General features: G+C 66.9%; 22 protein-coding genes and 1 pseudogene. 18 read left to right on the top strand and 5 right to left on the bottom strand.

Annotation, left to right across the window (positions count from 1 at the left end; all coding sequences use genetic code 11):
* Positions 1 to 4 precede the first annotated feature (4 nt).
* The 5 genes from FVA74_RS13830 (at position 5) to FVA74_RS08370 (ending at position 4,525) form a co-directional block, all read left to right on the top strand.
* Entirely contained in the window at positions 5 to 328 is a 324-nt protein-coding gene (locus tag FVA74_RS13830; protein ID WP_255471460.1) for a hypothetical protein, read from the top strand.
* Positions 325 to 1,566 (top strand): DNA-processing protein DprA, encoded by a 1,242-nt coding sequence (gene dprA / locus FVA74_RS08385; RefSeq protein WP_147721589.1) that lies wholly within the window; start codon positions 325 to 327, stop codon positions 1,564 to 1,566. Before FVA74_RS13830 ends, dprA begins: the two co-directional genes overlap by 4 nt.
* 42 nt (positions 1,567 to 1,608) lie before the next feature.
* A complete protein-coding gene (locus tag FVA74_RS08380; RefSeq protein WP_147721588.1) occupies positions 1,609 to 2,535 on the top strand; it encodes a phosphodiesterase in 927 nt (308 codons plus the stop codon).
* A gap of 1 nt (position 2,536) precedes the next feature.
* Entirely contained in the window at positions 2,537 to 3,448 is a 912-nt protein-coding gene (locus FVA74_RS08375; RefSeq protein WP_147721587.1) for a tyrosine recombinase XerC, read from the top strand.
* 75 nt (positions 3,449 to 3,523) lie between these two features.
* Complete coding sequence (locus FVA74_RS08370; protein WP_240792173.1) at positions 3,524 to 4,525, top strand: FKBP-type peptidyl-prolyl cis-trans isomerase; 1,002 nt, start codon at positions 3,524 to 3,526, stop codon at positions 4,523 to 4,525.
* 78 nt (positions 4,526 to 4,603) lie between these two features.
* Here the strand turns inward: FVA74_RS08370 and FVA74_RS08365 are convergent.
* Positions 4,604 to 5,062 (bottom strand): annotated as a pseudogene (locus tag FVA74_RS08365) (peptidoglycan DD-metalloendopeptidase family protein); the annotation flags it as partial.
* Positions 5,063 to 5,248: 186 nt separating this feature from the next.
* Here FVA74_RS08365 and FVA74_RS08360 point away from each other — a divergent pair.
* The 10 genes from FVA74_RS08360 to FVA74_RS08315 all read left to right on the top strand — a co-directional run bounded on the left by FVA74_RS08360 (position 5,249) and on the right by FVA74_RS08315 (position 13,698).
* Positions 5,249 to 6,931 (top strand): BCCT family transporter, encoded by a 1,683-nt coding sequence (locus tag FVA74_RS08360; RefSeq protein ID WP_147721586.1) that lies wholly within the window; start codon positions 5,249 to 5,251, stop codon positions 6,929 to 6,931.
* A gap of 229 nt (positions 6,932 to 7,160) precedes the next feature.
* Positions 7,161 to 8,093, top strand: coding sequence for a 30S ribosomal protein S2 (gene rpsB / locus FVA74_RS08355; RefSeq protein ID WP_147721585.1), 933 nt, complete (start codon positions 7,161 to 7,163; stop codon positions 8,091 to 8,093).
* Positions 8,094 to 8,140: 47 nt separating this feature from the next.
* The gene (gene tsf, locus FVA74_RS08350) at positions 8,141 to 8,968 is read left to right on the top strand and encodes a translation elongation factor Ts (RefSeq protein WP_147721584.1); all 828 of its coding nucleotides are present in this window, start codon (positions 8,141 to 8,143) and stop codon (positions 8,966 to 8,968) included.
* Positions 8,969 to 9,067: 99 nt separating this feature from the next.
* Positions 9,068 to 9,784 carry a UMP kinase gene (gene pyrH / locus FVA74_RS08345; RefSeq protein WP_147721583.1) on the top strand — a complete coding sequence of 239 codons (717 nt, stop codon included), beginning with the start codon at positions 9,068 to 9,070 and terminating at the stop codon, positions 9,782 to 9,784.
* Positions 9,785 to 9,829: 45 nt separating this feature from the next.
* Positions 9,830 to 10,384 carry a ribosome recycling factor gene (gene frr / locus FVA74_RS08340; protein ID WP_147721582.1) on the top strand — a complete coding sequence of 185 codons (555 nt, stop codon included), beginning with the start codon at positions 9,830 to 9,832 and terminating at the stop codon, positions 10,382 to 10,384.
* On the top strand, positions 10,385 to 11,371 hold the full coding sequence (locus FVA74_RS08335) for a phosphatidate cytidylyltransferase (protein WP_240792172.1): 987 nt from the start codon (positions 10,385 to 10,387) through the stop codon (positions 11,369 to 11,371).
* Positions 11,372 to 11,408: 37 nt separating this feature from the next.
* Positions 11,409 to 11,960, top strand: a complete 552-nt coding sequence (locus tag FVA74_RS08330; RefSeq protein WP_240792171.1) for a DivIVA domain-containing protein — start codon at positions 11,409 to 11,411, stop codon at positions 11,958 to 11,960.
* A 114-nt stretch (positions 11,961 to 12,074) separates the two neighbouring features.
* On the top strand, positions 12,075 to 12,659 hold the full coding sequence (locus FVA74_RS13745; protein ID WP_240792170.1) for a transglycosylase SLT domain-containing protein: 585 nt from the start codon (positions 12,075 to 12,077) through the stop codon (positions 12,657 to 12,659).
* Between the two features lie 13 nt (positions 12,660 to 12,672).
* Entirely contained in the window at positions 12,673 to 12,966 is a 294-nt protein-coding gene (locus tag FVA74_RS08320) for a hypothetical protein (protein WP_147721580.1), read from the top strand.
* A 9-nt stretch (positions 12,967 to 12,975) separates the two neighbouring features.
* The gene (locus tag FVA74_RS08315) at positions 12,976 to 13,698 is read left to right on the top strand and encodes an alpha/beta hydrolase (protein ID WP_147721579.1); all 723 of its coding nucleotides are present in this window, start codon (positions 12,976 to 12,978) and stop codon (positions 13,696 to 13,698) included.
* 15 nt (positions 13,699 to 13,713) lie between these two features.
* Here the strand turns inward: FVA74_RS08315 and FVA74_RS08310 are convergent, their stop codons facing one another.
* Both FVA74_RS08310 and FVA74_RS08305 read right to left on the bottom strand, forming a co-directional pair.
* Positions 13,714 to 14,757 (bottom strand): AI-2E family transporter, encoded by a 1,044-nt coding sequence (locus FVA74_RS08310; protein ID WP_147721578.1) that lies wholly within the window; start codon positions 14,755 to 14,757, stop codon positions 13,714 to 13,716.
* Between the two features lie 15 nt (positions 14,758 to 14,772).
* The gene (locus tag FVA74_RS08305) at positions 14,773 to 17,352 is read right to left on the bottom strand and encodes a DivIVA domain-containing protein (protein ID WP_147721577.1); all 2,580 of its coding nucleotides are present in this window, start codon (positions 17,350 to 17,352) and stop codon (positions 14,773 to 14,775) included.
* Positions 17,353 to 17,654: 302 nt separating this feature from the next.
* Here FVA74_RS08305 and FVA74_RS08300 point away from each other — a divergent pair, with 302 nt between their 5' ends.
* Positions 17,655 to 19,436, top strand: coding sequence for a hypothetical protein (locus FVA74_RS08300; protein ID WP_147721576.1), 1,782 nt, complete (start codon positions 17,655 to 17,657; stop codon positions 19,434 to 19,436).
* A complete protein-coding gene (locus tag FVA74_RS08295) occupies positions 19,433 to 20,395 on the top strand; it encodes a tetratricopeptide repeat protein (RefSeq protein WP_147721575.1) in 963 nt (320 codons plus the stop codon). Before FVA74_RS08300 ends, FVA74_RS08295 begins: the two co-directional genes overlap by 4 nt.
* Positions 20,396 to 20,399: 4 nt before the next feature.
* Here FVA74_RS08295 and glgB read toward each other — a convergent pair whose 3' ends face one another.
* Both glgB and FVA74_RS08285 read right to left on the bottom strand, forming a co-directional pair.
* Positions 20,400 to 22,556, bottom strand: coding sequence for a 1,4-alpha-glucan branching protein GlgB (gene glgB, locus FVA74_RS08290; RefSeq protein ID WP_147721574.1), 2,157 nt, complete (start codon positions 22,554 to 22,556; stop codon positions 20,400 to 20,402).
* The gene (locus FVA74_RS08285; protein ID WP_370454534.1) at positions 22,553 to 24,592 is read right to left on the bottom strand and encodes an alpha-1,4-glucan--maltose-1-phosphate maltosyltransferase; all 2,040 of its coding nucleotides are present in this window, start codon (positions 24,590 to 24,592) and stop codon (positions 22,553 to 22,555) included. Before FVA74_RS08285 ends, glgB begins: the two co-directional genes overlap by 4 nt.
* A 397-nt stretch (positions 24,593 to 24,989) precedes the next feature.
* On the opposite strand from FVA74_RS08285, the gene FVA74_RS08280 reads away from it, so the two are divergent.
* On the top strand, positions 24,990 to 25,565 hold the full coding sequence (locus FVA74_RS08280; RefSeq protein WP_147721572.1) for an alternate-type signal peptide domain-containing protein: 576 nt from the start codon (positions 24,990 to 24,992) through the stop codon (positions 25,563 to 25,565).
* The last annotated feature ends 39 nt before the right edge of the window (positions 25,566 to 25,604 follow it).

Below are 25,604 nucleotides of genomic sequence, written 5' to 3'. Positions count from 1 at the left end.
CCGGATGGCAGGCGAGGGAGGCACTTCAAGCGATGAGGCGCGGCAGCGCGTCCGCGAGGCGCGCGCGGTCGCGGCGGACCGGCTTCGGGACACCCCGTGGGAAGTCAACGCCCACGTCCCCGGCACCTGGTTGCGGAGCCCGGGCATCCGCCTTCCACCGACATCGACCGCAAGCCTCGATCGCGCGCTCGAGCGGGGCGGAATCACCATGCGTGGATACGACCGGGTGCTTCGTACGGCCTGGACTATCGCGGATCTGGATGGGGCAGGGACCCCAAGCCCCGACCACGTCGGCCGGGCACTGTTCCTGAGGAGAGGCATCACATGAGCATGTTCGGAGTCGATGCGAGTGAGGTGACCCGCAACGTGCAGCTGCTGCGGCGCACGGAGCTTTCGACAACGCAGGCGCGGGAGAGCTTCGCGCGGGCCGCCTGGAGCGGCATCGCCGAGCCCGGGGATGCGGTCGCCGGAGCGCTTGTACACGCACTCGGTGGATCCTTGGCCCTCACCGTCGTCGTCGAGCGGTGGGCTGTGGGTCGCGTGCTCTCGGCGCTCGAAGAGCGAGGCGCCGCCATGGCCGAGAAGGAGGTGACGGAGGCTCTCGCCCGGTGGTTCCCGCGGCTGAACTCGAAGTCCGTCATCGGGGCACTTCGCCAGGGAGCCCGTCTCGGGGCACGCCTCCTCTTGCCGGGGGACCACCTCTGGCCGGCGGGCGTGGATGACCTCGGCCATCACGCGCCGATCGCCCTGTGGGTGCGCGGCACCGATGACGCGCTGAGCTCGGTCGCCAACTCGATCTCGCTCGTCGGTGCGCGGGCCGCAACGGGATACGGCGAGCACGTGACGATGGAAGCCGCAGCGGGACTCGTGGACCGTGGCTTCGCGATCGTGTCGGGCGCGGCCTACGGCATCGACGGCATGGCCCACCGCTCAGCTCTCGCCAGCGACGGCCAGACGATCGCCTTCCTCGCGGGAGGCGTCGACCGGTTCTACCCCTCGGGGCACGACTCCTTGCTCAGCCGCATGGTCGACGGCGGAGCGGTGATCACGGAGCTGCCGCCCGGCGCGCAGCCCACCAAATGGCGCTTCCTCCAGCGGAACCGGCTCATCGCGGCGGCGAGCCAGACAACCATCGTTCTCGAGGCGGGCTGGAGATCAGGGTCGCTCAATACCGCGGCACACGCCGCCGCCCTCGGTAGGCCCCTCGGCGCGGTCCCCGGCCCGGTGACGAGTCCAGCGTCGGCGGGCTGTCACCGACTCATCCGGGAGTTCGACGCGGTGTGCGTCACGAGTGCGGAGGAGATGGCAGAGCTTGCCCCCGGCGGTGCAGGCCGTGACCGCGCTCGCACAGAGGGCGACCAAGCGGGAAACGACGGTTCGAACGACGCCGCCTCGCCGGACCGTATCCGCATCCTCGACGCCCTCAGTCGCCGATCGCCGCGCAGCGTCGAGGACATCGCTGCCCGCTCGGGGCTGTCCTTCGCGGCGACGCAGGGGCAACTCGGCCTGCTCGGCATGGAAGACGCGGTGATCGAACGCGAGCGAGGATGGGTGCGCGTGTCGTGACGAGGTGGTGCGCTTGTCACCCCCACCGAATACTGTGAAGGCGTGACCGCCCTAGGACAACATCCTGATCCCAGCCACGTGATCGCCCACATCAGCGACACGCACCTGCTCGCGGGCGGACGTCGGCTCTATGACGCCGTCGACACGGCGCAGAACCTGGAGCGGGCACTCGTGCAGCTGGAGCGCTCCGACATCCGGCCCGAGGCCCTCGTCTTCACGGGTGACCTGGCTGACCTGGGGGAGCCGGAGGCGTATGCCACCCTCAAAGACTTGGTGGAGCCCGTGGCAGAACGACTCGGCGCGCAGGTCATCTGGGTCATGGGAAACCATGACGAGCGCTACCAGTACTCCGAGGCGCTGTTCGGCAACGGTTCGGAGCAGCCGCAGGACCGCGTCTATGACATCAACGGACTGAGGATCGTTTCCCTCGACACGACGGTGCCCGGCTATCACCATGGCGAGCTCACGGACGAACAACTCGAATGGCTCGCCGAGGAACTCGCGAGGCCCGCGGCCCACGGCACGCTCATCGCGGTGCACCACCCCCCAATCCCGACGCCGCTCCTCTGGGCAATGCAGATGCTCGAGCTTCACGACCAGCACCGCTTCGCGAACGTCGTCGAGGGCACGGATGTGCGCGGCATCCTCGCGGGACACCTCCACTATTCAAGCCACAGCACGGTAGCGGGAATTCCAGTCTCCGTCGCGGCGGCGACGTGCTACACCCTCGACCTCAGTGCCCGCGAACGACTGCTCTCGGGACGCGACAGCGCTCAGTCCATGAACATTGTTCACACCTATCCCGACAGGGTCGTGCACTCGCTCGTGCCTATCGGAGCCAGCAAAGAGATCTCCGGCGTGGACGCCAAGCACCGGGCGCAGATCGAAGCCATGACGCCGGAGCAGCGAATCGCGATGTTCTCCAAGAAGGACTCGCCCTTCAACCTCGGCACCGAACCGGCGAGATGACATGCGTCTCGACGAGGCCGTAGACGCCTACTCCCGTCACCTCGAACACGAGCGCGGCTTCAGCGCTCACACGGTGCGGGCCTACCGTGCGGACCTGGCGTCGCTCGCCTCCTTCGCGGAAGAACAGGGAGTCGAACGGATGCACGAGCTCACCCTCGAACTCCTCCGAGACTGGCTCTGGCAGGAGTCCCAGCGGGGTCTCTCGAAAGCGACCCTGGCGCGTCGCTCGGCCTCCGCCCGTGGCGTTACCGCGTGGCACGCACACCGTAGCGGCGAAGCGGATCCCGCTGCGCGGCTTCGCGCCCCTCGGCCCGATCGGCACCTGCCACGTGTGCTGACACGCGAGCAAATGGACACGATGCTCGGCTCCCTGTGGAAGCGTGCGTCCACCGCTGACGCACGGGCCATGCGCGATCTCGCCGTGGTCGAGATGCTGTACGCCTCGGCGCTGCGCGTCAGTGAACTCGTGACCCTCGATATCGACGACGTCGACCTCGCTCGCCTGACAGTGCGCGTGACCGGCAAGGGAGCGAAAGAGCGCGTCGTGCCGTTCGGGGTTCCGGCCAAGGAGGCGCTGGTCGACTACCTCACTGACGCCCGACCACGACTCATATCGAAGGACGCACAGCGCGCGGGGCGAGCCGTCTTCATCGGAGACCGCGGTGCGCGCCTTGGCGCCAGGTCGGTGTACTCGCTCGTCGCATCGCTGCTCGAGGCGGTTCCGGGCGGCGGGCCGTCGGGGCCGCACTCGCTCCGTCACACGGCGGCCACCCACCTGCTCGACGGGGGAGCCGACCTGCGGGCGGTGCAGGAGATGTTGGGGCACGCGAGCCTCGGCACGACCCAGGTCTACACGCACGTCTCGATGGACAGGCTCAAGGACTCCTACCGCTCCGCCCATCCAAGAGCCTGACTTCCCAGCGCGCGCATAGGCGCCGGGATGAGAAGCTAGGACTAGTCGCAACATCCCCCACACGGAAAGTCTCACGTGCCTGCATCCTTCACGGCGTCCCGCCGAATCCTGACCGTCTTCATCGCCCTCGGCCTCGGCGCCACTGCGCTCACGGCGTGTGCGCCCGGTGACGACGAAGCAGCATCGACGGCTGCGGCCAAGGACTGCGCGGTCGAGGGCAACGCTTCTGGTGCGGTCGATGTCACGGGTGAACTCGGGGCAGCCCCCGAGGTGTCATTCGACAGCCCGCTTGAGTCTGCCGAGACACAGCGCTCCGTCATCATCGAGGGTGACGGCTCCGCACCTGCGACGGAGGGTGACACCGTCACGGTCTCGTACACCCTGTTCAATGGCGGCACCGGCGAGGAGATGGAGTCGACGGGGCACCTCGACGACAGCGACCGCGTGCCGTTCGTGCTCGATGAGGCGATGTACCTTCCCGGAATCGTGAAGGCACTGAACTGCTCAGTCGAGGGCGAGCGCGTGGTTGCGACGATAGCGCCGGAGGATGCCTTCGGCGAGGCCGGAAACGAGTCGATCGGTGTATCGGGCGACGACACGCTCATCTTCGTGTTCGACATCCTCAGCGTCAGCAAGCCCGTCGACGCAGCGGCTGACATGGTTGTCGTGGAGCCCGGCGCCGAGGGCATGCCCACGGTCGAGTATGCGGAGGACGGTTCGCCGACGATCACCTTCCCCGAGACGGCTCCTCTTGAGAAGCCCACCCTTGCGGTCATCACGGAAGGCGACGGGGATGTCGTTGGTGAGGGCGACACGGTCGAGGTCCACTACAGGGGCGTGAACTGGGACACGGGCGAAGAGTTCGACTCCTCGTGGTCGCGCGGCGAGCCGTCGGCGTTCCCGACCTCCGGCGTGATTCCCGGGTTCAAGGCTGCGCTCGAGGGCCAGACCGTCGGCTCCCAGCTGATCGTCGTCATCCCCCCGGCGTACGGCTACGGTTCGGCGGGTCAGGGAGCGATCGGCGGCACCGACACGATCGTGTTCGCCATCGACATCCTCAGCACGACCGCCGGCTGAGCCGCCTCGCCCGAGGGTGCGAGTAGGTAACAGCACGGAGCGGGGGATTCCGCCGAGGTAGTTGAGCGGTGACACGTAGTCTCCGTGCACTCTCACGCCAATATGGATGCACGGCGATCGGCAGTGCGTGCCGCTCCACGCAGAACGTGCATCCATCGCCGCTACGTTGCCGATCGTCTGACCCCGCGTGACGGCCTGGCCCGCGGCGAGCCCGGAAGTGACGGGTTCCATGCTCGAGATGACGCCGTCCGCATGTCGAATGGATACGACGGCGCGGTCGACGACGACACCGACATAGTGCACGGTGCCATCTGCGGGCGCCACGACAGTCCCATCCGAGGGAGCGGCGACGTCGATCCCGCGGTGGCCGGCAGCGTACGGAGTCGGCGGAGCCAGGTACGAACCCACGATTCGTCGCGGGCCCTCCACCGGCCACAGCCACCTGCCGGGTGCCGCCTCCGCCGCCGTGCTCGCACGCTTCTCGTGCGACGCGGCGGCAATGGGGGAGTTGCTCGCGCCCACGAGGAAGACGGGCATGCACAGCGCCAGAGCAATGAGCCGGATCGCTCTGGCTGGCGGCGGAGGCGACATGACAACAGCGTGCCGCTCGTGATGCTCGCGCGTGGTCGCGCTGCCGTGAAGCGTGGGCTTTTGCGAGCCTCCGTGTCCTGTGGAGGAGGTTCGCATCTGTCGAAAAGCGGTATGCCGGGGCAGCATGAAGCTATGTCCCAAGTTTCTCCGCCCGATCATCCCGTCGCTCCAACCACTGTCGTAGCGAAGTGGGTGTTCTGGCCATCCGCTGCAATCGTGCTCGTCTTCGTCGTCTACGCCCTCGTCGCACCCCAATCGGCGGAGCAACTCTTCGACGGACTGCAATCGACGATCGTGCGCAACTTCAGCTGGTACTACGTGCTGATTGCGGCGCTCTTCGTCTTCTTCGCCCTGTGGATGGGCTTCAGTCGTTTTGGCTCGATCAAGCTCGGCAAGGACGATGACGAGCCGGAGTTCTCGCTCATGTCGTGGCTCTCCCTGCTGTTCGCTGCGGGTATGGGCATCGGTCTCGTCTTCTACGGCGTATCCGAGCCGCTCAGCCACTTTGCGAACCCGCGGCCCGGGGTCTCCGGGTCCGACAGCGTGCTCGCCCAGAGCGCGCTCTCGCAGACGTTCCTCCACTGGGGCTTCCACGCGTGGGCGATTTACGTGGTCGTGGGCCTCGCGCTCGGCTACGCGATCCACCGCCGCAACCGTCCCGTCTCCATCCGCTGGGCACTCGAGCCGCTCCTCGGTCGCAGGGTGCGTGGCGGCTGGGGGAACCTCATCGACATCATCGCGCTGGTCGGCACGCTCTTCGGCGTCGCGACCTCGCTCGGCTTGGGCGTGCTGCAAATCGGCGCCGGACTCGAGACCAGCGGCATCGCCGAGAGCACGCGCACGAGCCAGATCATCATTATCGTGGTCATCACGGGGGCGGCTGTGTTCTCGCTCATCACCGGCGTAAATCGCGGAATGAAGTGGCTGTCGAACACGAACCTTGTGATCGCGGGCGTCTTGCTGCTCGCCGTGCTGTTCCTCGGTCCGACCCAGTTCCTGCTGCGCGAGTTCGTGCAGTCCATCGGTGCCTACCTCCAGAACTTCCTCGGGCTCGCCTTCACTGTCAGCGCCTTCGCTGGGCGCGCTGGTGAGGAGTGGCAGGCCGCGTGGACGACGTTCTACTGGGGCTGGTGGATGTCGTGGGCGCCCTTTGTGGGAATCTTCATCGCGCGCATCTCGCGCGGCCGCACCGTGCGGCAGTTCGTCGCTGGCGTGCTGCTCGTGCCGACAGCGATCACCTTCCTCTGGTTCAGCGTCTTGGGCGGCGCGGCCATCATCCGCGAGACGGAGGGGAACGGCGGTCTCATCGGGCCCGATGGGGCGGTCGACCTGGAGGGGTCCCTCTTCCTCCTGCTCGAGGATCTCCCCGCAGGAGGAGTGCTCATCGCGGGCGCCATCATTCTCATCGCCCTGTTCTTCGTGACCTCCTCGGATTCGGGCTCCCTCGTCATGGCCATGCTGGCGACGGGCGGACAGGTCGAGCCCCGCAACACGATCCGGGTCTTCTTCGCGATCGTCACGGCACTCGTTGCGATCGCTCTGCTCTTCTCAGGCGGCCTGGAAGCGCTCAAGACCGCGGCCATCACAACGGCACTTCCGTTCAGCGTCGTCATGCTGCTGATGTGTTGGTCGACGGTCGTCGCCTTTGGGCGGGAGCGTCGGGCCTACGAAAAGGCCGAGCGCGACGTCTTGATCGATCGCGTTGGTGTCTACTATGGGCTCGAAGTCGACGCACCGACCGAGCAGGCGCCCCGAGGCCTCGGTTTCAAGCGGCGCAGGCCAACGCGAGGACACCACGAGCCGGACGTCTTCTAGCAACCTCTTCGCCCGGCCACGGGTGATATAGTTGCCCCTGCATCCCGTGTAGACGGGGTGACTACGCGTGCCCATCAGGCCTCCGCATCCATTCAGTCCCCACTCCGCCGCAAGGCGAGCAGGGGCGGATGCGCGTCGGGCACCAGGTTCTGCGCCGACCGGCGCGATTCAACTGAGAATATGCACGGATGCTGCTGCGGTGGCGTCCTGCAAGAAAAGGAGAACGGCCATGGCCGTCGTTACCATCCGCCAGCTGCTCGACAGCGGCGTTCACTTCGGACACCAGACCCGTCGCTGGAACCCCAAGATGAAGCGCTTCATCCTCACGGAGCGTTCGGGTAGCCACATCATCGACCTCCAGCAGTCGCTCGCGTACATCGACAAGACCTACGACTACGTCAAGGAGACGGTCGCCCACGGCGGCACCATCCTCTTCGTCGGCACCAAGAAGCAGGCCCAGAACGCGATCGCCGAGCAGGCGCAGCGCGTCGGCCAGCCTTACGTCAACCAGCGTTGGCTCGGAGGACTCCTCACGAACTTCCAGACGGTGAGCAAGCGTCTTGCTCGCATGAAGGAGCTCGAGGAGCTCGACTTCGACGACACCACGAAGGGCTTCACCAAGAAGGAGCTCCTCATCAAGAAGCGTGAGCTCGACAAGCTGCACAAGTCGCTTGGCGGTATCCGCAACCTGACGAAGACGCCGTCGGCGATCTGGGTTGTCGACACCAAGAAGGAGCACCTCGCGATCGACGAGGCCAAGAAGCTTGGCATCCCGGTCATCGCGATCCTCGACTCCAACTGCGACCCCGACGAGGTGCAGTACCCCATTCCGGGCAACGACGACGCGATCCGCTCGGTCGGCCTCCTCACCCGCATCATCGCGGATGCTGCGGCTGAGGGCCTCATCCAGCGTCACCAGAAGCCTGAAGAAGGCAACGTCTCGGCCGTCGAGCCGCTCGCGGAGTGGGAGGCCGAGCTCCTCGGCCAGTCCGAGGGCGTCGGCGCGACGACCGCTGAGAACGACGCAGACGCACAGGTAGCCGAGAAGGCGCCGACGACGGATGCGACGCCCGAGCACGCGACGGAGTCGAAGGCTGACGCCGAGGCGAAGATCGAGGCTGAGGCGACCGAGGCCGAGAAGGCCCCGGCCACCGACGCGTAGTAGTCGTCGACTCCCCAAGTCCACTTCCATCACACTTAGGAGTTCCCATGGCAGATTTCAGCCTGGAAGACATCAAGACCCTGCGCGAGCGCCTCGGCACCGGCATGGTCGACACGAAGAACGCGCTCGTCGAGGCGGGCGGTGACCTCGAGAAGGCCACCGAGCTGCTTCGCCTCAAGGGCGCCAAGGGCAACGCGAAGCGTGCTGACCGCTCCACGAGTGAGGGCGTCGTCGTCGCGAAGGCCGTCGACGGTCGCGCGACCGTCATCGAGCTCGCCTGTGAGACCGACTTCGTCGCGAAGGGCGAGAAGTTCGGCGCACTGAGCGAGCGCGTGCTCGACGCGGCCGTCGCCGCCGGCGCCAACACCGTCGAGGAGGCCCTCGCGGCCGACCTCGACGGCAAGACCGTCGCCGCCGCGATCGATGAAGAGGCTGCCGTCATCGGCGAGAAGTTCGAGCTTCGTCGCGTTGCGGTCGTCGAGGCCGAGAAGTTCGAGATCTACATGCACAAGACGAGCAAGGACCTGCCCCCGCAGATCGCTGTCGTCGTGGGCTACACGGGTGACGATGCTGAGGCAGCTCGCGGCATCGCGCAGCACATCTCCTTCGCCAACCCGTCCGTGCTCTCGCGCGAGGACGTCTCCGAGGCCGACATCGAGAACGAGCGTCGCATCGTCGAGGAGATCAGCCGCGGCGAGGGCAAGCCCGAGGCTGCCCTGCCGAAGATCATCGAGGGTCGCCTGGGTGCCTACTTCAAGCAGGTCGCCCTGCTTGAGCAGGACTACGCTCGCGACAACAAGGTGACGATCGCGAAGGTCGCCCAGGATGCCGGTATCACGGTGACGGGCTTCGTCCGCATCAAGGTCGGCGCCTAACATACGCGTTATGAGGGGGTCCGAGACGCTGAGCGTCTCGGGCCCCCTTTTCGCGGGCCATAGCAATACTCTGTAGACACGACGACCTTGGGAGCGAGCATGACATCTGAGACGGGCAAGCGGAGGGTGCTCCTGAAGCTTTCGGGTGAGGCATTCGGTGGGGGCCAACTCGGAGTGAACCCTGACGTCGTCAGCCGACTGGCGCGCGAGATTGCCGACGCCTCGAAAGAGGTCGAGATCGCGATCGTCGTCGGCGGCGGTAACTTCTTCCGCGGCGCCGAACTGAGCCAGCGCGGCATGGACCGCGGCCGTGCGGACTACATGGGGATGCTGGGCACCGTCATGAACGCCCTCGCGCTCCAGGATTTCCTCGAGCAGGCGGGTGCGGAGCCTCGCGTGCAGTCCGCCATCACCATGACGCAGGTTGCGGAGTCCTACATCCCGCTGCGCGCGGAGCGACACCTCGAGAAGGGTCGCATCGTGATCTTCGGCGCCGGTGCAGGCCTGCCGTACTTCTCGACCGACACGGTCTCGGCTCAGCGCGCCCTCGAGATCGGTGCTGATGTCGTGCTCGTCGCGAAGAACGGCGTTGACGGGGTCTACGATGACGACCCACGCAAGAACGACTCGGCTGCCAAGCTCGAGAAGGTCACGTACCAGGAGGCGCTCGTGCAGGGCCTCAAGGTGGTCGATTCGACCGCGTTCAGCCTCTGCATGGACAACGAAATGCCCATGGTGGTCTTCGGAATGGAGCCCGAGGGCAACGTCGCGAAGGCGATCCGCGGCGAGGCCATCGGCACGCTCGTCAGCAATTAGCACCGGCTCGCCGGTACACTCGCTACAGACCCAGAAGGAGCACCAGTGATCAGCGACGTTTTGGCAGAGGCCAAAGACAAGATGGGCAAGTCGGTCGAGGCGGCGAAGGATGACTTCGCAAACGTCCGCACCGGCCGCGCCAACCCCGCCCTCTTCCAGAAGCTGCTGGTGGACTATTACGGCACGCCGACCCCTCTCGGTCAGCTCGCCACGATGAACAATCCCGAGGCGCGCATGCTCATCATCACGCCGTTCGACAAGTCCGCGCTGAAGGACATCGAGAAGGCCATCGCGAAGGCGGAGCACCTCGGTGCCAACGTGGGCAATGACGGCACGATCATCCGTGCCGTACTCCCCGAGCTCACGGCGGACCGCCGCAAGGAGTACGTCAAGCTCGTGAAGGGCAAGGGCGAGGACGCCAAGGTGTCGATCCGAAACATCCGTCGCAAGGCGAAGGACGACCTCGACGCCCTCAAGTCCGAGGTCGGCGAGGACGAGATCGCTCGCGGCGAGAAGGAGCTCGAGGCGATCACGAAGACCTACATCGACGCGGTCGACGAAGCGCTCAAGAAGAAGGAAGCCGAGCTGCTCGAGGTCTGAATGTCGGAGGAGTCGGACGGCCACACGCCCGCGCCGCGATCCGGCCGAGCCCATTCGAAGCGCGACGAGCTCGAGGCGCTCGCCCACGCGCGCGCTGAGGACATCAAGGCACAGTTCGAGGCGCAGCGGGCCAAGCTCGAGGCGACCAATGAGCGCATAGAGGCGAAGGCGGGCCGCAACCTCTTCGCGGCTACCGCCATCGGCCTGGCGCTTGGAGCCATGCTCCTTCTGAGCCTGATGGTGTTCAAAGAACTGTTCCTGCTCTTCGCCGGGGCGCTCGTGGGGTTCACGGCATTCGAGCTCGCAAGCGCACTGCGCTTCGGTGGGCGCAATGTTCCCCGGCTGCCGACCGTGCTCGCCGCCGTCGCGACAGTCCCCGCAGCGTTCTACCTGGGGGCGGACGGCAAGTGGTTCGCCGCTCTCGCCGGCATCGCCTTCGTTGCGCTCTGGCGGACGGTGGAACTCGTGCGCCCCAGCCACCGCGTCTCTGCCAGGGAGTTCTGGCTCGACATCGCCGGCGGAACGCTCGTGCAGGTGTACATCCCGTTCATGGCGGGTTTCGCCGTGCTGCTGACGGCACAGGACGGCGGTGAGCGCTGGGTGCTGGCGTTCATCATCACGGTGGTCGCCGCCGACATCGGTGCCTATGTGACGGGCCTCAACTTCGGACGCCACAAGATGGCTCCGCGCATCAGCCCAGGCAAGACGTGGGAAGGGCTCGCGGGTGGAGTCGTCGCGACCCAGGTGGTGGGCATCCTGCTCACCGTGTTCCTGCTTGAGAAGCCGTGGTGGGTCGGCGTGATCTTCGGGCTGACGATGATCTTCACGGCGACGATCGGCGATCTCGCTGAGTCGCTCATCAAGCGGGATCTCGGCATCAAGGACATCAGCACATGGCTGCCCGGTCATGGGGGCTTCCTCGACCGCCTCGATTCCATTCTCCCGAGCGCTGCAGCAGCCTGGGTACTCTTCTACCTCTTCGGATAGCGACGGGTCCCAAGCCTCGGTAGGGCAGAATGGGTGCGTGAGCGCTACCTTCCCCAAGACCCGCAGGAACCGTCTCGGTTACGACATCGAACAGGTCGAGGACTTCCTTGAGGATGCACGCCGCGCCTACACAGCGGAGCGTGGGGAGGTTTCCAGCATTTCAGCCGGCGACATCCGCCTGACGGCCTTCGCAATGCGCAAGGGGGGGTATTCCCCTGAGCATGTGGACGCGGCGCTTGAGCGACTCGAAGACGCCTTCGCGATGCGAGAGCGTGCTCGGCTGGCGGCGGAGCTTGGTGAAGACACTCTCGTGCAACAGCGGCGCGAGCTCGCCCAGGAGATCGTCGACCGGCTGGCGCGGCCCTCGGGCAACCGCTTCGCACGCGTCAACCTCCTCGTCAACGGCTATCGCCGGAGCGAGGTGGATGCTTTGGCAGACCGCATCTCTGCGTATCTCACGAGGGGTGAGCCCCTTGCGGTCTCTGACGTACGCAGGTCGGCGTTCCGACCCCAGCGCGGCGGCTACCGGGAGGCGCAGGTCGACATGGTGCTGGATGCCGTCGTCGACATCATGCAGACGGTCGACTGAGCCGCGCGTGGCCTATATTTTCCCAGTCCCGTCGGCTAAGGTCTGTTCACTGTGAGTAGGCGAGGGATTCATCGCGCATCCCGGGCCGGGGGAACCAGGTCGGGCGATGCCCTGTTGTCGACCCGCATGCACGGGCGCCTCGCGCTCCAGGTCTTCGCGTTCACCGTTGCGGCTGGCGTCATGGCGGTGTCGGTGGTTGCCCCGAACATGCCGCAGACGGCACAGGCCGGTGCCGATGCATCCGCGACTCCGGATGCAGACGTGGCCCAGTCGATCTCGGTCGCATCGGTCGCAGCGCTGCAGCCGCTCGGTCGTGACAGCTTCCAGGCCGAGCGTTACGTGCCTCCGCCGCCTCCCAAGGTTTCCACCGGTGCGCCCGCTGCTGGCAGCCCGGATCCTGGCTCCGCCAAGGCAATCGCCTATGACATGGTGGCGGCGCGCGGATGGGGAGTCGACCAGTACGACTGCCTCGTTGCGCTCTGGAACAAGGAATCCGGCTGGAACACCTTCGCGCACAACCCCTCCAGCGGTGCCTACGGCATCCCGCAGTCCCTGCCCGGCAGCAAAATGGCCTCGGCGGGGGCCGACTGGGCGACGAACCCGGCGACGCAGATCACTTGGGGCCTCGGCTACATCCAGGGCCGCTACGGCACTCCCTGCGGCGCCTGGGGGGCCAGCCAGGCCAAGGGCTGGTACTAACTACACTGGGGTGATGCCCCGCTCCAATCGCCCTCGCGGCCGTCGCCGGCCAGCAGGGGAGGAGCGCGATCTCGCGGCAATCATGCTTGGCGGGCGCCGCACCGAGACAAAGCGTGACGGGGAATGGATCGTGCAGCCCGTGACTGGCGCTTCAGCGGTCAAGTCGTACTCGTGCCCTGGATGCCCCACGGCCATCGCGCCCGGCACCCCGCACGTCGTGACGTGGCGCGCCGACTCGATGCTGGGCGATGAGCGCGCGCTCGCTGAGCGGCGCCACTGGCATTCGCACTGTTGGAAGATCAAGTAGGGAGTCACGATGACCGAGACGATCGAGATCAAGGCTGGCGTGGAACTGCCCGCGCAACGCGAGGACATCGAGCTCCACACGACCGACGGGCTGACACTCGTGGGCGAACTCGCGTTGCCGCTCGACCGTGAGCCTGTCGCGACGATGCTTGCGCTGCATCCCCTGCCGACCGCGGGCGGCTTCATGGACTCGCACATCATCCGGAAGGCTGCAGCGCGGTTGCCAGCGCTGAGCGACATCGCCGTGCTGCGTTTCAACTTCCGCGGCACGACCTCGCCGCGTGGCACGAGCGGCGGTGAGTTCGGCGACGGCGTCGACGAGGCCTGGGACCTCCAGGCGGCCGTGGAGTTCCTGCACCGGCGCGGCCTGCCCGCGCCTTGGCTGGTCGGCTGGTCGTTCGGCACGGAGGTTGCGCTCAAGCACGGGCGCCGCTACGACATCCCCGGCGTCGTGTTGCTTTCGCCGCCGTTGCGCCGCACGAGCGACGCGGAGTTGGCCGCGTGGGCGGGCAGCGGCAAGCGGATGATCGCGGTCGTCCCGGAGTTTGATGACTTCCTGCGTCCAGACGAGGCGGTGCAGCGTTTCGCGGCTGTTCCCGAGGCGGAGGTCATCGCCGTCGAGGACGGTAAGCACCTGTGGGTGGGGGAGAAACAGACACGGAGGGTGCTCAACGAGATCGTCGAGCGGCTCAACCCGGCGCGTGCGCCGCTGCCGACGACCTACCCGAGCTGATCCCCAGCGCAGCGCTCAGAGCTCGTTCTGCCGCGGGATGAAGACCTGCTTGACGATGATGAGGACCGACGCCGCGACGGGGATCGCCACGAGCGCGCCGAGGACGCCGAGCAAGGCCCCACCGGCGAGGGCCGCGATGACGACCAGCACGCCAGGGACTTTCACCGCCCGGTTCATGATGCGCGGGTTGATTACGTAGGCCTCGATCTGCATGTAGACGAGGTACCAGATCGCAGCGAAGAGCACTGTCGGCCAACCGTTGAACGCGAGCACGCCGAGCACGATGATCGTTGAACCGGTGAGCGTTCCCACGAGCGGCACGAGGCTGAAGAGGAACGCGATGAAGGCGAGTAGCACGGAGTACTTGGCGCCGATGATCGACAGGAAGATGAAACTCAGCACGCCGTTCGTGAGCGCGAGCGTCGCCTGGCCGACGACGTAGCGTCCCACCGACTCGATCACCTGCTCAGCGATGTCGATGAACTTGCCTCGCTTCGACGCCGGGACGAGCTGGTAGATGCCGCGCTTCATGGTGTGGAGCGATGAGACGAAGTACAGGGTCAGGATGAGGATGATGATGGCCCCGAAGGCGGCGGTCGCGATGCCGATGCCCGCCTGGAGCACACCTCCGCCGATCGAGAAGAAGTCGAGCTCCTCGACGAATTTCGTGATCTCCTCGAAGACAAGCGGCACGTCGAGTGCGGGGAAGACCCGCTGCACTTCCTTGGCGAGCTCGCCATTCTGGGTAAGTTCGATGATGTCGAGCACCTGGTCGGCGAGCCGTTCCACCTGCTCCACAATGACCGGGATGAGCGCGAAGACGAGGCCAGTGGCCGCGCCGACGACGCCGGCGAGCACCGTGAGAATGGCCGCCCATCGCGGGAAGCGCTTTCGCTCGAGGAAGGATACGAGCGGATCGAGGCCGAGGGCGATGAAGAGCGCGGCACCGATGTAGGTCAGAATCGTCGCGAGGCTGCCGATCGCGGTGCCGATACCGATCGCGACGAGCGCACCGAGTGCTGCGAAGAGGCCGAACCGGAAGGCATTCTGGATCTTCATCGGGCTCCCGTGGTGTTAGTTGTCGCCGGAGATCCTCTCCGCCTCCTTGAGCATGCCACGGAGGTTCTCGAAGTACCCAGCGACGGCGTCTCGCTCGATCCTAATCTTGGCGAGCCGTTCCTCCGCCTCCGACACGAGCCCTGCCGAGTCACGCTCGGCCTCGTCGACGATGGCGCGTGCGCGCTTCTCGGCGTTGGCGAGGATTTCCGCCGCGGTCGCGGAGGTCTCCTCGCGCAGGGCTCGCGCCTCCGCCCTCGAAGTCGCCTCGAGGTGCTCGGCCTCCGCCCGCTTTTCGGCTGCGCGCTTCGTGACGTCGGCGAGTTGGGCCTGGGCCTCCTCGAGGTACTTCTGTGTCTGGGCGACCGCCTCCTGCTGTTTTGCGAGGAAGTCCTTCTCGGCTTCGTCGCGCCGGGCGGTGAGTTCGACGTCGAGGTCGATGCGTGCCTGCTCAGTCTCCCGCGCGATCGTGGCGCGTGCCTCGTCGGCTTCAGCTGCGAGAGCCGCCCGCACCGTCTCGTCCTCGTGCTTGAGCGCTGCGCGCTGGGTCTCTGCCTCACGAGCGAGGTCCTTGCGCTGCTTCTCGACGTCGCGGCGGAGCCGCTCGAGTGACGTTGTCGTCTCCTCCTCCGCAGCTGTCCGGCGCCCGGCGATCTCGAGCTCCAGTTCGGCCCGGGCACGGGAGATCTCTTCTTCGAGCTCGCTGCGTGCGCGTGTCGTCTCCTCGTGGAGTGTCGTACGCGTCGTTGTCGTCTCCTCCTCAAGGTCGGCACGTGTCTGCGCCGCCTCCCGCTCGAGTGCGGCGCGCACCCGCTCCGCCTCCTGCTCGAGGGTTGTGCGGATTCGCGTGGCATCTGCCTCGAGTTCGCCGCGCACGCGGCTCGTCTCCTCCTGCAGGCGAGCGGTCTCCTCGGCCACGTGCTGCTCGAGCTCGGCCGTGCGGGTGGCGACCTCCCGCTCGATCGCAGTGCGCTTCGTTGAGACCTCCTGGTCGACCTTTGCGCGCTTATTCGCGACTTGCTGTGCGATCTCGCTGCGCTTGCTGGCGACCTCTTGATCGACCTCGCTGCGCTTGGCCTCTACTTCGTGGTCGATCTCGCTGCGCTTCGCGGCGACTTCCTGCTCGATCTCGCTGCGTTTCGCCGCGACTTCGTGCTCGATCTCGCTGCGACGGGTTTCGATCTCCCGTTCGAGCTCCTGCATGCGGGCTTCGATCGTGCGTTCGAGTTCCTGGGCTCGGGTCTCGAGTTCACGCTCGACTTCGAGAGTGCGCGACTCGATATCGCGTTCGAGCTCGCCCCGCCGGGTCGACACCTCGAGGTCGATCGCGGACTGCTTGCTGGCGACCTCCTGGTCCGCCGCACTTCGCTTCGCGGCGACCTCCTGGTCGATCGCCGAACGCTTGGACGCAACCTCATGGTCGATGTCGGTGCGCTTGGCATCGACCTCCTGGGTGATCTCCGCCGTGCGTGTGGCGATCTCCTGTTCCAGCTCTTCGCGCCTGCTCGTGATCTCACGGTCGAGCTCACTGCGCCGGGTGAGGATCTCGTGCGCGAGGGCGGCACGCTGTTCCGTGGTCTCGCGTTCGAGCTCAGCACGGGCATCCGCTGTCTCGGTGGCGAGCTGGGCCCTGGCCTCTGCCGTCTCGCGCGCGAGCGTGGCGTGCGCCTCGCTCGTCTCGCGTTCGAGAGCACCGCGGGCCTCGCGGGTGTCGCGCTCGAGTGCGCCGCGTGCCTCCGCGGTGTCGAGTTCAAGCGAGGTGCGCGCCTCGGCGATCTCCCGTGCCAACTCGGCGCGAGTGGACTCGACGGTGGCCGCCAGTTCTGCCCGCGTCTGCTCGACGTGCCGGTCGAGGTCGGTGCGCTTCTGCTCGATCTCGCGCTCGAGGTCGCCGCGCTGCTTCTCGCTTTCGGCCGTGAACTCGGCCCTGCCCCGTTCCGTGTCACGGGCGAGGGCGACGGCGGCCTCCCGGGCTTCGCCTGCTTCGCGGTCCACGACGGCGCGCAGTTCGGCGACTTCTCGCTCTGCCTCCGCACGAACGGCAGCAGCCTCGCGCTTGGCGCTTGTACGCACCTCAGCTGCCTCGGTGGCGACAGCGCCACGGATGCTCGCAGCCTCGCGCAGCGCGTCCTGCGTCAGGGTCTCGGCCTCGACGCGTGCCCTGGTGACAAGGTCCTCGGCGTCAGTGCGCGCATCCGCCAGCATCTTGTCGGCGCGTGCCGTCGCATCGGCGATCAGGCTGTCTGCGGCCTCTGCGGCTTCCGCCCGGAGCGCCTGCACCTCTGCCTGCACCGTGCTGCGGAGCTTCTCGGCATCGATGTCGGCCTGGCTGATGAGCCGGGTCGATTGCTCCTCGGCGACGCGGAGCGTGTTCTCGAGCTTGGTGCCGAGGCCCGCATACGTCGGGCTGCCGGTCTCATCGAGTTCGGCCTGGAGGTCGTCGACCGTCGCCTTGAGGCGCTTGATCTCCTTGGTGGCCTCTGCCTTGTCAGCATTCGCCTTGATGAGTTCGCGGCGAAGATCCTGGAGGGCGGAGTCGACCTCCTCGCGGTTGTAGCCGCGCATTGTGGTGCTGAACGATCCCTCGTCGATGGGCACGGTCGTCTCCTGTGGTCGTCGAATCAGCGTCGGCTGGTTCCGCTAGCTGAGTTTAGTCGGTGGGGGACAGCGACCCGATTCGAGTCGTTCGATGTGCGCTGTGAGCAATCCTCCTCGCATCCGCGAGTCGGCGCATTCAGCCCGCTGTTAGGAGGCATTCAGACTCGATGACTTAGTGTGGAATGTCTTCGCCTGCCGTTTCGGTACCCGAACAAGAGGGCGCCACAGGCCGACTGACCGGGGAACCTCCTTCGTGTCGGCGGCACCCCAGATCCGACACGGCACCGAGAGAGGAGGGTTCGTTGCGGTTTGTAGCAGCGATCGTCAGCTTTGTTCTTGCCTTTGTACTGATCGGTCTCGGCCTCGCCCAGCGAACCGTGTTCGCGGGACCAGAGCGTCTCGTCGCGGAAACGTCGTCGATGGATGACGCGCCCGTGACGCTCATCGAGAGCGAGACGCTCCACGCCCACGACGGCCGGCAGCGCCTGAACATCAGCGGGCCGGGGGACATCGTGGCGGTGTACGGCCGGACCGCCGACGTCCAGGCTTGGATCGGCGACGCCACACACAACGTACTGACCTTGGACGAGGAGTCGGACTCACTCGAGGCGGAACTCGTCGAGGGCGAAGAGGAGACCGTGCCGAGCGCGCTGGGCTCTGACCTGTGGCTGGCGGAGTACACGGGCGAAGCTGCCCTGACCTTCATGGCCAATGTGCCGGAGGGCATCTCTGTGCTCGTCATGTCGAACGGCAAAGAGGCGGCACCGAAGGACGTCAGCATCGCGTGGCCACTCGACAATCGCACGCCCTGGGCTGGGCCGCTCATTGTCGCCGGTGTCGTGTTGCTCATCGCCGGAATCGGTCTCTACCTCTGGGCGCTCGCGCACTGGCGTCGCATGCGTGGCCCGCGCCGCAAGTCCGGCAAGGGGCAGAAGATGCCGCGGCCACCGAAGTACAGCGCCCGGAAGGCCGCCAAGGCAGTGCGTCCCGCGGCACCGCGGCCGGAAGCCTCCACGCGCGGGCGGCGTTCGGGCCGGGCACGCATCGCGGTTGTGCCGGGGCTGCTCATCGGCTCGCTCGTGTTCACGGGCTGCTCGCCAGACATGTGGCCGCGCATCGACGAACCCGAGCCTTCGCCGTCGGCGACCGCGGGTGCCGAGGCCAGCGTGGCTGCACTCAAAGATGTCGCGGTCACGGAGGCGCAGCTTCGCAGCATCATGGCGGACATTGCCACGGTTGCCGCAGAGGCCGATGCGTCGCTCGACGCCGACCTGTTGGCGACGCGCTTCGAAGGTCCGGCCCTCGAGATGCGCAAGTCCAACTACGTCATGCGGGCCGCCGACGGCGCCCAGCCTGCGCCCACACCCGTGCACGCCGAGCCGATCGCGCTCTCGCTGCCGCAGCAGACGGATGCGTGGCCCCGCGTCGCGCTGGTGATCGTGCAGGACCCCGAGGACGAGACGGTCGTGCCGATGGCCTACGTGCTGCAGCAGGAGTCCCCGCGCGAGAACTATCGCGTGCAGTACGGGGTGAAGCTGCAAGCGACCGAGCAACCCTTCCCGCAGGTCGCCGCTGAGACCGTGGGCGCCGTGCGCTACTCACCCGACAACAAGTTCCTCAAGCTCACGCCCGAGCAGGTCGCCACGGCGTATGCCGACGTGCTGCTGAACGGCACCGCGAGTGAGTACGCGGAGGAGTTCGATCTCGAGAACGACTCCTTCCTCTCGATCGCCGGCCCGGATGCCCGGGCAGCGCGTGCCGCTGCCGTCTCCGGTCCCGTGGCGCTCGCGACCACCCCTGCAGAGGGAACAGGTGAGCGCATCGCCCTCGCGACCAACGACACCGGCGCGCTTCTGACGCTGAACTTCGGTGACACCGAAACCGTCACGCCGACGGAAGCGGGGGCCACCATCAGCGTGGGGCCGACGGTAAAGTTGATGACCGGCCTCACCGAGACGACCAAGGGTGTCTACGTCACCTATGGCTACCAGCTGCTCTTCTATGTGCCGCCGGCAGGCAGTGACGAGAAGATCCGTCTCATTGGGGCGACCGAAGGCGTGACAGCGGCAGGAGAACTCCCATGACCAGCGTTCCCCCCTCCGGCGCGCACCTGCGTGGTGCCGTCGACCTCTCATCCCTCGTCCGGCCCGCCGCGCAGGCGCAGCCCTCGGCTCCGCAGGGCGGACCTCAGGCGGGCGGTGCTGCGGCGGGAGGCTCCGCGCCTGGGACGATGACCGTCCCGTCGCTCGCGCTCGAAAGCGGCGACGCAGCGCTCCAGGGCCTGCTTGAACTCTCCAACACCGTGCCGGTCGTCGTGGAGTTCAATGCCGGCGAGCCGTGGCAGGGCATCGCATCCGTCGTCAAATCCTTCGGTGGGCGTCTCGTGCTCGCGAGCGTGGATGCCACTCGAAACCCGCAACTGCAGCAGGCGTTCAACGTCGCGGCCGTACCGACCGTCGCCGCCATCGTGGCGGGGCGCCCTCTCGCGCTGTTCGAGGGGGAGGTCGCCGAGGACCAGCTCCGGGCCGTGTTCGAACAACTCCTCGCCCTGGCAGCGCAGAACGGTGTCTCGGGTGCCGTGACTGTGGACGGCCAGCAAGCAGACGATGCCGAGCCGCAGGAGGAGCCCCTTCCACCCCTGCACCAGGAGGCGTACGACGCGATCGAGCGGGGCGACTTCCCGGCGGCGATCGCCGCATACGAGAAGGCGATCGCACAGGACCCGCGAGACCAGCTTGCTGTTGCCGGCCTCGCACAGGTGTCGCTGCTGAACCGGCTCTCCGGCAAGGCCGCAGCCCAGATCCGCACCGCCGCCGCGGACGCGCCCAAGGATCTCGACGCGCAACTGGATGTCGCCGACCTCGACGTCTCGGGCGGTCACCTCGAGGATGCGTTCGCGCGCCTCCTCGACCTGTTCATCGCGCTCGACCAGGACGGCCGCGACCGCGTGCGCACGCGCCTGCTCGAGTACTTCGAGGTTGCCGGCGCGGAGGACCCGCGCGTCATCGCAGCCCGTCGGCAGCTCACGAACCTGCTCTACTGAGCAGTCACGCGCGCGGTTTGAGGTAGAGCGCGCCGAGCGGGGGGATCGTGAGTTCCGCCGATGCCGGCTGCCCGTGTGACGGTGTCTCGTCGGCGGTGACCATGCCGAAATTGCCGACGCCCGAGCCGCCGAACTCCGTGGCATCCGTGTTGACGAGCTCGACCCACTCGCCCGCCTGGGGCAGGCCGACGCGGTAGGGCCCCACGGCGATGCCGGAGAAGTTCACGACCGCGACGACCGGCTGCCGGTCTGCCGACCAGCGCACGAAGGCCACGACATTGTTGGTGGCATCGTCGCCGACCAGCCACTGGAAGCCGCGCGGGTCATTGTCCCTCTGCCACAGTGAGGGCTCAGCCGCGTAGACGCGGTTGAGCTCGCCGACCAGACGGTGCAGCCCCTGGTGGGCCGGCTGGTCGAGAATCCACCAGTCGAGTCCGCGCTGCTCGCTCCATTCGGATGGCTGGCCGAACTCCTGGCCCATGAAGAGCAACTGCTTGCCCGGATGCGCCCACATGTAGGCGAGAAACGCGCGCACGTTCGCGAGCTTCTGCCACTGGTCGCCCGGCATCTTGCCGAGCAGCGAGCCCTTGCCGTGCACGACCTCGTCATGGCTGATCGGCAGCAGGAAGCTCTCGCTGAAGGCGTACTGCAGGCTGAAGGTGATGTCGTGGTGGTGGTGTGAGCGCCACATGGGATCGACGGCGACGTACTGCAGGGCGTCGTGCATCCAACCCATGTTCCACTTGAGGCCGAAGCCGAGGCCGTTGCCCGCCGTGGGGCGCGTGACGCCCGGGAACGCGGTCGACTCCTCCGCGATCATGACGATGCCGGGGTAGCGCTTGTAGGCGGTCGCGTTGACCTCCTGCAGGAAGCTGATGGCCTCGAGGTTCTCGCGGCCGCCGAACTCATTGGGCAACCACTCGTCGCGCGAGTAGTCGAGGTAGAGCATGCTCGCGACGGCGTCGACGCGGAGGCCATCGATATGGAACTCCTCAAGCCAATAGAGGGCGTTGGCGACGAGAAAATTTCGCACCTGGGAGTCGCCGAAGTTGAATACGAGCGTGCCCCAGTCGGGCTGCTCGCCGCGGCGTGGGTCGCTGTGCTCGTAGAGCGGCATGCCGTCGAAGTTCGCGAGCGCCCACTCGTCTTTGGGGAAGTGGCCGGGCACCCAGTCCATGAGCACGCCGATGCCCGCCCGGTGGAGGCGGTCGATGAGGTAACGCAGGTCGTCGGGGTGACCGAAACGGCTCGTCGGCGCGTAGTAACCGGTGACCTGGTAGCCCCAGGAGGGACCATAGGGATGCTCGGCGAGCGGCATGAACTCGACGTGCGTGAAGCCCAGCTCGGTCACGTAGTCGATGAGCTGATCCGCGACGTCACGGTAGCCGAGCCCGGGACGCCAGGAGCCCAGGTGGAGTTCGTAGACGCTCATGGGCGTGTTGTGTGGGTCGCGCGCCGCGCGCCGCGCGAGCCACTCGTTGTCGCCCCACTCGTAACTGCTCCTGCCCACGACTGACGCGGTCTTGGGCGGTACCTCGGTGTAGCGGGCCATGGGGTCGGCGCGGCTCACCCAGTCGCCGTGGCGGGTGAGGATCTCGAACTTGTAGTTGCTGCCTGGCTCGAGCTCGGGGATGAAGAGCTCCCAGACCCCGTTGTCGTCGAGGCGGCGCATGGCGTGACCGACGCCATTCCACCCGTTGAAGTCGCCCATGATGCGCACGGCCCGCGCGTGCGGTGCCCACACGGCGAACGCCGTGCCCTCGACGCCCTCGTGCGTCGTGAAGCGGGCCCCGAGCATCCGCCACAGTTCTTCGTGTCGGCCCTCGCCAAACAGGTACACGTCCATCTCGCCGAGGGTGGGCCCGAAGCGGTAGGGGTCATGGGCGATCCACGCGGGGGCACCCTCGTAGCGGGTCTCGAGCCGGTAGGGGCGCGCGGGGGCTGATGCGCTAGCCTGCCACAACCCGTCAGCGACATGCGCGAGTGCCAGGCGTGCGCCGTCGTCGAAGACCGCCTCGACCGCTGCGGCGAGGGGTCGTAGCGCCCGGATGACGACGTTGCCATCGCGCTCATGCTGCCCCAGCACGCTGTGGGGGTGCGGATGCCGCCCCTCAGCGATCGCGAGGATGGTGCCGGTTTCGAGGGTGGTGTCGCGCGTCATGCCTTGGCGCTCTCTTCACTCGTGCTCCGGTAGTCAACGCGCAGGATGTGCACGGGCTCTGTGAACGGGTCGAGCCGCACGAAGTTGTCGCTCGACCAGGTGAAGCGCTGCTTTGTGAGGAGATCGGTCACTTCGTACTCGTCGCCGTGTTGCAGGCCGAGGCGCGTGAGGTCGAGGTGCACCATGGTCTCCCTCACCGCGTGCGGGTCGACGTTCGCGACGATGATGAGCCCGTCCGACTGGCCAGAGCGAATGTATTGCCCGTCGAGGTACTTGCTGTAGACGAGGATCGAGTCGTCATCGCTCCAGTGCACATCGAGGTTTCGCAGTTGTCGAAGCGCGGGGTGCTCCGAGCGGATGCGGTTGAGCTGGCGCAGGTAGGGCGCAAGCGAGCGACCCTCCGCCTCGGCGGCCTCCCAGTCGCGAACCTTGTACTCGTATTTCTCGTTGTCGATGTTCTCCTCGGAACCCGGGCGCGCGACATCCTCGAACAGCTCATAGCCGGAGTACACACCCCAGGTCGGCGACGAGGTCGCGGCGATCGCAGCGCGCACCTTGTAGGCGGCCGGCCCGCCGAACTGCAGGTACTCCGTGAGGATGTCAGGGGTGTTGACGAAGAAGTTGGGCCGCAAGTAGTCAGCGGTCTCGCGCGTGAGTTCCGTGAGGTACTCCTCGAGCTCCTCCTTCGTGTTGCGCCAGGTGAAGTAGGTGTACGACTGCTGGAAGCCGACCTGCGCCAGCGAGCGCAGCATCGCTGGGCGTGTGAAGGCCTCCGCCAGGAAGACGACATCAGGATGCTTGCTGTTGACCTCGTGCAGCAGCCACTCCCAGAACCACAGCGGCTTGGTGTGGGGATTGTCGACGCGGAAGATCTGCACGCCCGTCGCGATCCAGTGCTCGACGATGCGCAGCACCTCGCGGCTGAGGCCCTCGGGGTCGTTGTCGAAGTTGAGCGGGTAAATGTCCTGGTACTTCTTGGGCGGGTTCTCGGCGTAGGCGATCGAGCCGTCGACCCGCGTCGTGAACCACTCGGGATGCTCCGTGACCCACGGGTGATCGGGGGAGCACTGGAGGGCAAGGTCAAGCGCGATCTCGAGCCCGGCCTTCTTCGCGGTCGCCACGAACGCTTTGAAGTCGGTGAGGGTGCCGAGGTCTGGATGGACGGCGTCGTGCCCGCCTTCTTTCGCGCCGATCGCCCAAGGGGAACCGGGGTCGTTCGGCCCGGCATGCAGCGTGTTGTTGGGTCCCTTGCGGAAGGCGGTGCCGATGGGGTGGATCGGCGGGAGGTAGACGACGTCGAAGCCCATCGCGGCGACGGCCGGGAGGCGGCGGGCCGCAGTGCGGAACGTGCCGCTCTTGAAGGTGCCGTCCTTCTTCTGCTTGGCGCCTTCCGAGCGGGGGAAGAACTCGTACCAGCTGCCGACCGCAGCACGCGTGCGCTCGACGCGGAGGTCCAGCGGCAGGCTGAGGGTCGTACGGCTCGTGATCGGGGTGCGCTCTATCTCGGCAGCAAGCCTGGAGTCGGATGCCGCAGCCAAGCGCTCCATCGGCGAGAGCTTCGTGTTCGCGAGCACGGTCGCCGCGTCCTTGAGTGCGGGGATGGCGCTCGCCGATGCCGACAGCATCGCGGCCCCCTCCGCCATCATGAGCTCAGCGTCGATGCCGGCGGGCACCTTGATCTTGGCGTTGTGCAACCAGGTGGCCCATTCGTCAACCGCGGCCCGCACGCTCCACGTCCATACCCCGGGCGCGGAGACCTGCGCCTCGGCACGCCAGCGGTCGGTACCTGGGGCGACCGGGCGCATCCGGTGCCTCTCCTGCGCGCCAAGGGGGTCACTGAGGAGGATGTCGACGCGAAGGATGTCGTGGCCCTCCATGAAGACGGTCGCCTCGAAGGGCACGACTTCGCCCACGAATGACTTGGCTGGCCACTGGTTCTCCGGCTGCTGTGGGCTGCGGTCGCGGATGGCGATGCGGCCAGTCTTCGGTGTGTAGTCGGCCGTCGCGAGCTGGGGGGTCGGTTTCGGTGTAGCCACGATCTTGACCGTACTCGCTCCCTCCTCGCGCAGGGAGGGAAGAGCGGCATCCACAGGGCTTTAGGGGGACATTTCGCCGGATTCGGGGGACGAGATGGGTCCGTATTTAGGGGGACCCCCACGATTGGGGACAGAGATTCGATGCGGCAGGACAGACACGTTCGTACAGTCATGTGCGGGGGAACACCCTGAGCGGAATATCGGATGGTGGATCGCTCATCCCAAGCCTTACCAGCACCACGACCCGAGCGGCCTAGACCCCCGCGAGGAAACCCATACAAGACAACCCGAATCGTCTTGCACGCACGCCACAGGCCCTACCCGGGGCGGCGTCAGCGTGCGCGCATCGGGCCACCCAACCCGGCATCCTTCGCGATGTCCAGCGAAAGGAAACATCATGAACAAGCTTCTCAAGGGCTCCATCGCCGGCGCAGCTGGCATTGCACTGCTCCTCGGTGGCGCGGGCACGCTCGCCTCATGGAACTCATCCGTGTCGGCGGCCAACACCGGTAGCTCCGCGACCATCACGGCGGGCACGCTGAACGTGCAGGCCAAGGCTGGCAGCGACGGCACCTGGACCGTCAAGAACGGCACTGGCGCTCCGCAGACGGTCGCGAACATCGCCACCTTCCGCGCTGTTCCCGGCGACCAGCTGACCTTCTCGCGTGACTTCACGGTCACCGCGACGGGCGACAACCTGGAGGCCGAGCTCGAGCTGTCCGGCTCGGCCATCTCCGTGCCCAGCTCGCCCACGACCGCAGACACCGCCCTCGCGAACCTTCTCGGCAGCAGCGCCACATTCGCCGTCGACGGCACGTCCGGCTCGACGCTGGCCGTCAACACCGGAACCACCGACGTCACCGTGTCGGCCACCATCACATTCCCGAACGGTGCCGATGGTGCTGAGAACGCAGCGATGGCGGGCCGCGTGGACCTCAGCGGCTTCGCCGTCACGGTCTCGCAGACCAACTGACGTCCAGTCGGGCACGCTGCCACGCAGCGTGCCCGGCAC

The organism is Salinibacterium sp. dk2585 (genome assembly GCF_008001035.1).
GTDB lineage: Bacteria > Actinomycetota > Actinomycetes > Actinomycetales > Microbacteriaceae > Homoserinimonas.
Note: the sequence above shows the minus strand (reverse complement) of the source record. Positions and strands in the feature narration are given on the sequence as shown.

Coding starts and splice junctions, on each gene's coding strand:
- FVA74_RS13830 (WP_255471460.1), top strand. CDS start 5: ATGGCAGGCGAGGGAGGCACTTCAAGCGATGAGGCGCGGCAGCGCGTC.
- dprA (WP_147721589.1), top strand. CDS start 325: ATGAGCATGTTCGGAGTCGATGCGAGTGAGGTGACCCGCAACGTGCAG.
- FVA74_RS08375 (WP_147721587.1), top strand. CDS start 2,537: ATGCGTCTCGACGAGGCCGTAGACGCCTACTCCCGTCACCTCGAACAC.
- FVA74_RS08360 (WP_147721586.1), top strand. CDS start 5,249: ATGTCCCAAGTTTCTCCGCCCGATCATCCCGTCGCTCCAACCACTGTC.
- rpsB (WP_147721585.1), top strand. CDS start 7,161: ATGGCCGTCGTTACCATCCGCCAGCTGCTCGACAGCGGCGTTCACTTC.
- tsf (WP_147721584.1), top strand. CDS start 8,141: ATGGCAGATTTCAGCCTGGAAGACATCAAGACCCTGCGCGAGCGCCTC.
- pyrH (WP_147721583.1), top strand. CDS start 9,068: ATGACATCTGAGACGGGCAAGCGGAGGGTGCTCCTGAAGCTTTCGGGT.
- FVA74_RS08335 (WP_240792172.1), top strand. CDS start 10,385: ATGTCGGAGGAGTCGGACGGCCACACGCCCGCGCCGCGATCCGGCCGA.
- FVA74_RS08320 (WP_147721580.1), top strand. CDS start 12,673: ATGCCCCGCTCCAATCGCCCTCGCGGCCGTCGCCGGCCAGCAGGGGAG.
- FVA74_RS08315 (WP_147721579.1), top strand. CDS start 12,976: ATGACCGAGACGATCGAGATCAAGGCTGGCGTGGAACTGCCCGCGCAA.
- FVA74_RS08310 (WP_147721578.1), bottom strand. CDS start 14,757: ATGAAGATCCAGAATGCCTTCCGGTTCGGCCTCTTCGCAGCACTCGGT.
- FVA74_RS08295 (WP_147721575.1), top strand. CDS start 19,433: ATGACCAGCGTTCCCCCCTCCGGCGCGCACCTGCGTGGTGCCGTCGAC.
- glgB (WP_147721574.1), bottom strand. CDS start 22,556: ATGACGCGCGACACCACCCTCGAAACCGGCACCATCCTCGCGATCGCT.
- FVA74_RS08280 (WP_147721572.1), top strand. CDS start 24,990: ATGAACAAGCTTCTCAAGGGCTCCATCGCCGGCGCAGCTGGCATTGCA.